Annotated in this window: 5 protein-coding genes; 3 read left to right on the forward strand and 2 right to left on the reverse strand. The window is 61.5% G+C overall.

Translation table 11 applies throughout. From position 1 onward, the window contains the following. Nucleotides 1–294: 294 nt before the first annotated feature. The 3 genes from gcvH (at nt 295) to EJA72_RS14095 (ending at nt 3,704) form a co-directional block, all read left to right on the forward strand. Nucleotides 295–672, forward strand: a complete 378-nt coding sequence (gene gcvH / locus EJA72_RS14085; RefSeq protein ID WP_157712050.1) for a glycine cleavage system protein GcvH — start codon at nt 295–297, stop codon at nt 670–672. A 10-nt stretch (nt 673–682) separates the two neighbouring features. After that, nucleotides 683–1,951, forward strand: a complete 1,269-nt coding sequence (glyA, locus tag EJA72_RS14090; RefSeq protein ID WP_157712051.1) for a serine hydroxymethyltransferase — start codon at nt 683–685, stop codon at nt 1,949–1,951. 334 nt (nt 1,952–2,285) lie between these two features. Continuing rightward, nucleotides 2,286–3,704 carry a M15 family metallopeptidase gene (locus tag EJA72_RS14095; protein WP_157712052.1) on the forward strand — a complete coding sequence of 473 codons (1,419 nt, stop codon included), beginning with the start codon at nt 2,286–2,288 and terminating at the stop codon, nt 3,702–3,704. A gap of 185 nt (nt 3,705–3,889) precedes the next feature. Here the strand turns inward: EJA72_RS14095 and EJA72_RS14100 are convergent, their stop codons facing one another. Continuing rightward, on the reverse strand, nt 3,890–5,740 hold the full coding sequence (locus EJA72_RS14100) for an amidohydrolase (RefSeq protein ID WP_157712053.1): 1,851 nt from the start codon (nt 5,738–5,740) through the stop codon (nt 3,890–3,892). Between the two features lie 318 nt (nt 5,741–6,058). Beyond that, complete coding sequence (locus EJA72_RS14105; protein WP_157712054.1) at nt 6,059–7,075, reverse strand: helix-turn-helix transcriptional regulator; 1,017 nt, start codon at nt 7,073–7,075, stop codon at nt 6,059–6,061. Nucleotides 7,076–7,528: the final 453 nt, after the last annotated feature.

Genomic DNA, 7,528 nt, shown 5'->3' on the forward strand with positions numbered 1-7,528 from the left:
GTGTGACAGTCACATTGATTCAGCTGACACTCCGTCATCGCGAGCAGGCTCGCTCCCACAGGGGAATCAGTTCTCAAAACAAGCCGTGTTCAAATCAATACAGCGTATTGAAATCAAGACAACAGCTCGTCCCGACTTTCCTTCCTCTCCTCGCATGCCTGTATTGATTTCAATACGATCGCCTTTCGCCCGACGTACAAAAAACATCTTAACCAATTGATTAATAACAACTAAATACAACTGGCACTGCCCTTGCTATGACTCCCCAAGCCACCCGAACAACAAGGAGTCGATATGAGCGAACTGAGATTCACCACCGACCACGAATGGCTGCGCCTCGAGAGCGATGGCCTGATCACCGTCGGCATCACCCCTTTCGCCCAGCAAGCGCTGGGTGACGTGGTCTTCGTTCAGGTGCCCGAGCTGCGCGCCTTCGCGGCTGGCGATGAAGTGGCGGTGCTGGAATCGGTAAAAGCCGCCAGCGGCGTCTACATGCCCCTGGACGGCGAAGTGGTCGAGGTCAACTCGACGCTGGAAAGCTCCCCCGAACTGATCAACGAAGACGCGCTGGGGGCAGGCTGGTTTTTTCGCCTGCGCCCCAGCGACGCCGGCGCAATCGACACCCTGCTCGACCAGGCGGCTTACGAGCACCTGATCAACACTGACGCTTGAGGGCTTCACCATGTTCAACAGCTTTTTTAGCAAGCAAGACCAGATCAAGGGCTACGACGACGAACTGCTGGCGGCCATCAACGCCGAAGACGCCCGGCAAGAACACCACATCGAATTGATCGCCTCGGAAAACTACACCAGCCCACGGGTGATGGAAGCGCAAGGCAGCGGCCTGACCAACAAGTACGCCGAAGGCTATCCGGGCAAGCGCTACTACGGCGGTTGCGAGCACGTCGACGTGGTCGAGCAACTGGCGATCGATCGGGCGAAACAGCTGTTCGGCGCTGACTACGCCAACGTTCAGCCTCACTCCGGCAGCCAGGCGAATGCTGCCGTTTACCTCGCGCTGCTGCAGGCCGGCGACACCGTGCTGGGCATGAGCCTCGCCCATGGTGGTCACTTGACTCACGGCGCCAAGGTCAGTTTTTCCGGCAAGTTGTACAACGCCGTGCAGTACGGCATCGACACCGCGACCGGCCTGATCGATTACGACGAAGTCGAACGCCTGGCCGTCGAGCACCAACCGAAGATGATTATTGCCGGGTTCTCCGCTTATTCGAAGACTCTGGATTTTGCGCGTTTCCGTCAGATCGCTGACAAGGTCGGCGCGTACCTGTTCGTCGACATGGCCCACGTTGCGGGGCTGGTGGCGACCGGTTTGTACCCGAACCCGATTCCGTTTGCCGATGTCGTCACCACCACGACCCACAAAACCCTGCGCGGTCCGCGCGGTGGCCTGATCCTCGCCAGGGCCAACCTGGAGCTGGAGAAAAAACTCAACGCAGCGGTGTTCCCCGGCGGCCAGGGTGGACCGTTGATGCACGTGATCGCCGCTAAAGCCGTGTGTTTCAAGGAAGCGCTGGAACCCGGCTTCAAGGCCTATCAGGCGCAAGTGATCCGCAATGCCCAGGCGATGGCCAAGGTGTTTATCGAGCGTGGTTATGACGTGGTGTCTGGCGGTACCGACAATCACCTGTTCCTGGTCAGCCTGATCCGTCAGGGCCTGACCGGCAAAGACGCCGACGCCGCCCTCGGCCGCGCCGGGATCACGGTGAACAAGAACGCGGTGCCGAACGACCCACAATCGCCCTTCGTCACCTCGGGCCTGCGCATCGGCACGCCAGCCATCACCAGCCGTGGCTTCAAGGAGGCCCAAAGCATCGAACTGAGCGGCTGGATCTGCGACATCCTCGATCACCTCGGCGATGCCGACGTCGAGGCCAACGTCGCCCGCCAAGCCGCTGCGCTGTGCCGCGACTTCCCGGTCTACCGCGACTGATCCACACGATGATGTGTAGCAGCTGTCGAGCTTGCGAGGCTGCGTCTACCTCCGTAGCAGCTGCATCTACCTCCGTAGCAGCTGTCGAGCTTGCGAGGCTGCGTTCGGCTGCGAAGCAGTCGTAAAATCAGACGATGCGGTGTGTCAGTAAAACCTCGCACGCAGGTTTTACGACTGCTGCGCCCGAGCGCGGACCGAGCCGAACGCAGCCTCGCAAGCTCGACAGCTGCTACGGAAATTCGTCGTAACAACCGGGGCTGGCAACCAACAACCCCATGGAAGCGAAACCTGTTTGAAGCCATGATGAGGCATCCACCTTTTTTGGAAGCCTCGCATGCGCCGCCTTCTGTGCAACCTCCTCTTGCTTGGCCTCGTTGCGCCGTGCCTCGCCGACGCCGAGCCACGGCCCGGGCACATGGTGTATGTGCGCACGATTGATCCCAGCATCGAACAAGACATCCGCTACGCCGGCGCGCACAACTTCACCGGCCACCCGCTCGACGGTTATGCGGCGCCGGAGTGCCTGTTGTCGCTGGAAGCCGCCAAGGCGTTGTCGCGGGTACAAACAGCGTTGCGCGCGCAGGGCTATGGCCTGAAGGTATTCGACTGCTATCGCCCGAGTCGCGCCGTCGCCGACATGGGGCGTTTCGCGACGCAGCCGGGTGACCCGCTCAAGGCCGAGTTCTATCCGCGCCTGGACAAGAAAGACTTCTGGCGCCTGGGTTACGTGGCTCGGGTTTCCAACCATTCCAAAGGCAGCACCGTCGACCTGACGCTGACCGGGCCCGGCGCCCTGCCCGCCGACACCTGGAGCCCTTCCGCCCCTCAAGTCGACTGCACGGCCCCCTATGGCCAGCGTTGGCACGATGGCGCGCTGGACATGGGCACCGGCTTCGATTGCTTCGATGAGCCGGCGCACACCGACAGCCTGACGATCAACGCCCTCGCCCGGAAAAATCGCCAGGTACTCAGCAGCGCCATGGAAAAAGAAGGCTTTTCCGGCTACTCCAAGGAGTGGTGGCATTTCACTTACTCACGGGATGAAACGTTGAAGAACGTCATGGACTTCCCGATCACCCCGCTCGCGTCCGCCAGCGTGCTCGACGGCAGTCATCAGCTGATTGTGGTGACCAGCAAACACTGGACGGACACCCACGGAACCGCCCAGCGTTATGAACGCCAGGGCGATACGTTTCGCAAATTTGAAGCCCCGTTTCCGGTGATGTTGGGCAAGAGCGGACTGGCCTGGGGCAAGGGCCTGACCCGGATCGACCCCAACGATGAGCCGAGCAAACACGAAGGCGACGGCAAGGCCCCCGCCGGAATTTTCAAGCTGGGAACAGCCTTTGGCTACGACACGACGGCCGAGACCCGACTGCCCTACCTTGCCCTGACACCCACCCTTGAATGCGTGGATGACAGCCAGTCCAGTCGCTACAACGAACTGGTCGACAGCGCGACGGCGACCAAGGACTGGAGCAGTTCCGAGCACATGCGCAGCATGGATGAGCTGTACCGAAAAGGCATCGTCGTCGAACACAACACACCGCCGTCCCCGGCCTCTGGCTCGTGTATTTTCCTGCATATCTGGCGAGCCCCGAACGCACCGACACTGGGCTGCACGGCCATGGACCCGGCGGATATCAGCCGTTTGTTCAGTTGGCTCGACCCTCGTCAGTCGCCGTTGCTGATCCAGATGCCCGAGGCGCAATACGAAAGGCTTCGTGAAAGCTGGCACCTTCCCGAGCGTTGAGATACCGGCACTTTTGCAGCAACCGAACGACGCGGCGAACGAGCTTTTGTGGCGAGCGAGCTTGCTCGCGGTGGGCTGCGCAGCGGCCCCAAGATTTTCGGCAACCATGAGAATCTTGCGACTGCTGCGCAGCCGAGCGGGAGCAAGCTCCCTCGCCACAATAAGCATTCAGCCTCGGATTTCTGTTATTGGGTGACGGACGCCTGAGTCGCTTGCAGCCCAACGAACGGCGCCTTGGCCCACACCACCTTGCCGCCCACCACCGTCAGCAGCACTTCATTGCGCGCCAATTCAGCCTCGGGCACTTGCATGAAGTTTTTGTCGAGGACGATCAAGTCGGCGAATTTGCCCACTTCCACCGAACCCACCACGTTCTCCAGCTTGAGCTGTTCGGCGGCGTTCAACGTGATGGTGCGCAGCACTTCAGCCCGCGACAGTCCCGGGTCGGCATTCAGCCTGCCGGCGTATTTGGGGCCGTAGCTGTGCGGGTTCAGCGGATCGCCGGAGCGGGTGACGCCGACCTTCAGCGCCAGGAACTCGTCGAGCGGGTCAACGGGCCAGTCGCTGCCATAGGCCACGCGGCCTCCGGCGCGGGCGATGCTGCCTGAGGGTTCCATCCGGGCAAAACGCGCGGCACCGAGGTGATCGCTGGTGCCGTCGACCGTGGATGGTGCTTGCTGGGCCCACTGGAAGGACATGTTGGCGGTCACGTCGAGTGCCTTGAAGCGCGGATAGTCCGCAGGGTCGACCGATTCGTTGTGCGTAATGGTCGGACGAAAACCGTTGCCCGGCAGTTGCTGGCGGACGTACTCGATGCCGTCCAGCGAATCGCGTACCGCCCGGTCTCCCGTGGCGTGAAGGTGCGGATCAAAGCCGGCCTCGACGGCCTGCAGCAGTAGCGGCTTGAGCACTTGCGGCGGGAAATACAAGTCGCCGACATTCTTGCCCGGCGTCCACTTCGGCGCCTTTTCGGTGCCGGTGTTGTGCAGGTACGGCGTCAACATGGCCCCGGTATCCGCCGGCGCGTTGATGATGCCGTCCATGAACAGTTTGACGTGACGCATGCTCACGCCCGGCGCGGGTTTGGCTTCGCCTTGATCGTAGGTGGTGGCCAGTGCCTTGGCCTCGGCGATGGTTTTTGCCGGGTCGGCCGCGGCGGCGGCCGGGTCCAGTTTGATCGCCAGCAGCGCCCGCGCCGTCAGCTCCCCGGACTGCTGAAGCGTGGTGAACGCCTTGCCATTCTCCGGCCCCGACAGGGCATCGAAGAAACTGGTAATGCCTTGCTGGCGCATGGCGTCGAGCGCCGCACGGGTCTGGATCAACTTCTCGGCATCGGTGGCGGGCGGCACCACGGCGGCCATGGTGTCAGCGGCGCCGTCTTCGCAAATGCCAGTCGGGTTACCCGCGCTGTCACGCGCATATTTGCCGTCAGCGGGATTGGGCGTGTGCTTGTCGATACCCGCAACGGCCAGGCCGCGCGAGTTCATCAGCACCGTATGAAAATCAGTGGAACGGACCTGGATCGGGCGCTGGGTCTTGAGCGCATCCAGGGTCGATTTGTCCGGATCGCCGTCGAGCCCGTCCATGCCCATGCGGTCCCAACTGCCGACTTCCAGCCAAACATCGGGGCCTTTGTCCTTCTCCGCATCCAGGCACGCCTGGATGGTTTGCTGGAACTCCTTGCGGGTCATCGTCCGGTATTTCAGGTCGCACAGGGTCATGGCGCGTCCGCCGTCACCGGGATGCATATGCGCATCGATGAACCCGGGCATCAGCATGCGTCCGGCCAGATCGATCTGCTGCGTCCGCGCGCCGATGAATGCGGCAACCCCCTCATCACTGCCGACGTAAACAATCTTGCCCGCCGTCACGGCAATCGCTTGCTGCACCGAATTCTGGCCATCGACGGTGTAGACGTAGCCATTGCGCATGACCATATCGGCGGCGGTCGAACCCTGGGTCTGACACCCTACCAACGCCACACCGGAAAATGCCGCTGTCGCCGCAACGGCGATAAATAGCCTGGACAATTTCAACTGCCTCACCCCTGTTTTTATAGTTTTGAAGTGGCCCGAACAGACTGTCGTGCAGGCCGCTGATCTGCAGGGCACACGATATAGAGCGCAGTTGAAACAGGGACCTCTGCAAATGAGGAGGGGTAAGGCAAAAATCTGTCGGCCAAGCGACGCATACTTGTAGCAGCTGGCGAAGCCTGCGTCCGGCTGCGTAGCAGTCGTAAAATCAGTCGACGCGATTTGTCAGAAACACCTCGCGCTATGGGTTTACGACTGCTACGCAGCCGGACGCAGGCTTCGCCAGCTGCTACACGTTATGCGTTCAGGTTGGAGATTTGATCAGTCGCGGCGTGCCGTCTCCACCAGCGAATTCGCTGAGCGCAGCACAGAACCCAACTCGACCTTGCTCTTCACGCCCAACTGCACATAGCAGTTGCGCAAATACGTGCGCACGGTCGCGGGGCTTAAGGCCAGGAGTTTGGCGATTTCTTTGTAGGAATGGCCGGCGGCGAACAGCATGGCGGCCGTGCGTTCGCGGGGGGCGAGCATTGCGCCGCGCGAGGGCGCTTCGAGCGAGAGGATGACGTGCTCCGCGTTCGGGGTCAGGGTCAGCGCGCAGCGCCCGAGGCGCATCACGCACGGCGCCTTGGGCAGTTGCTCGATCACCTCGATGGGCAGCATCGAACCGCTCCACCCCGGCAACTCGCGCTGGATCGCCGCACACACCTTTGCGCCCACATACAGCAAACTGCCGTCCATGCGCGCGACGCCGAAGTCTGTTGCGCCATTGCCGGTATCGCTGCGGATCATGTCCTGTACCTGGAATCGCCACAGCTGCAACAGGTGGTCGCAGAACGCCGAAAACAGCTCGGCTTCGCTGTCGCTGAACACCGGTGCGTGCTCACCACGGTAGAGACAGACGAAGAACATCAAGCCACTTTCGGGCAACTCGAAGGTGATGCACATCGGGTGATAGAGATCGTGGCGTCGGGCGAATGCTTCCACGGCTGCATCGGGATCGCTAAATCCGCTTTCGCGAATAACGGCGCCGGGTTGACTCAGGGTGTCATGGGAGAATCTGTCGCGGTCAGCGCTTTGGTGCCATTCGGCGGCAAACGATTCGGGCAGGTTGATTCGCCCGTGCATCCAGCTTTTCGGAGGTGTTTCGGCGCCTGAGGTGGACATTTCGCCCCACCAGGCTGACGCGAAGGGCACCAGTGGCCGGAATGCCTGCAAGCCGTCGGCGATGAATCGGGATGCGCCACGATCACGGGCCAGGCGTCCCAGGTGCAATACGCATTGATTGAATGCTTTCAGCGTCGACATTGGTGTGGCGGTGTTGTGCCCCTCCTCCATCTTTCCGGTCCTGTCTGCTACATGGCGTATTTTTTTGGACGATGCCATGGTGCGGTGATGAGGTCCAGTGTGTGGCGTGTTGTGGGTGCCGGGGCTTAGTGCGTTTGGGATTGGGATTGGGTACATATCCGTTTCTGCGGTCACGGCCGCTGACGGTTTCGCTCTTACAGCGACTCACTTTTCCAAACGCCGAAAAGTAAGCAAAAGGCTCTTGCCCCACCACTTGGTGCCTCGCTAGGGCTCGGCATGCCCTCACTCCGACATTGCTCCGTGGGCCGCCGCCATCGGCCATCCATGGCCGAGGGCGGCTAAACCGGCGTCCTGCCGGTTTCCCCACTCCGCAATGCCTGCGTTCGGCCAGCGTGGTTTAACGGGGCGCCTAAATCAAAAGCAAAGCGAGGCGGCCTGACAGCCGACCTGGCTTTTGCGGGTGTCCGCATTCCCCCTGTGGGA

Source organism: Pseudomonas sp. PB120, assembly GCF_009761815.1.
GTDB lineage: Bacteria > Pseudomonadota > Gammaproteobacteria > Pseudomonadales > Pseudomonadaceae > Aquipseudomonas.

Excerpts from the sequence above, each read along its gene's own strand:
- EJA72_RS14095 (WP_157712052.1), top strand. The coding sequence starts at position 2,286 with ATGCGCCGCCTTCTGTGCAACCTCCTCTTGCTTGGCCTCGTTGCGCCG.
- EJA72_RS14105 (WP_157712054.1), bottom strand. The coding sequence starts at position 7,075 with ATGGAGGAGGGGCACAACACCGCCACACCAATGTCGACGCTGAAAGCA.
- gcvH (WP_157712050.1), top strand. The coding sequence starts at position 295 with ATGAGCGAACTGAGATTCACCACCGACCACGAATGGCTGCGCCTCGAG.
- glyA (WP_157712051.1), top strand. The coding sequence starts at position 683 with ATGTTCAACAGCTTTTTTAGCAAGCAAGACCAGATCAAGGGCTACGAC.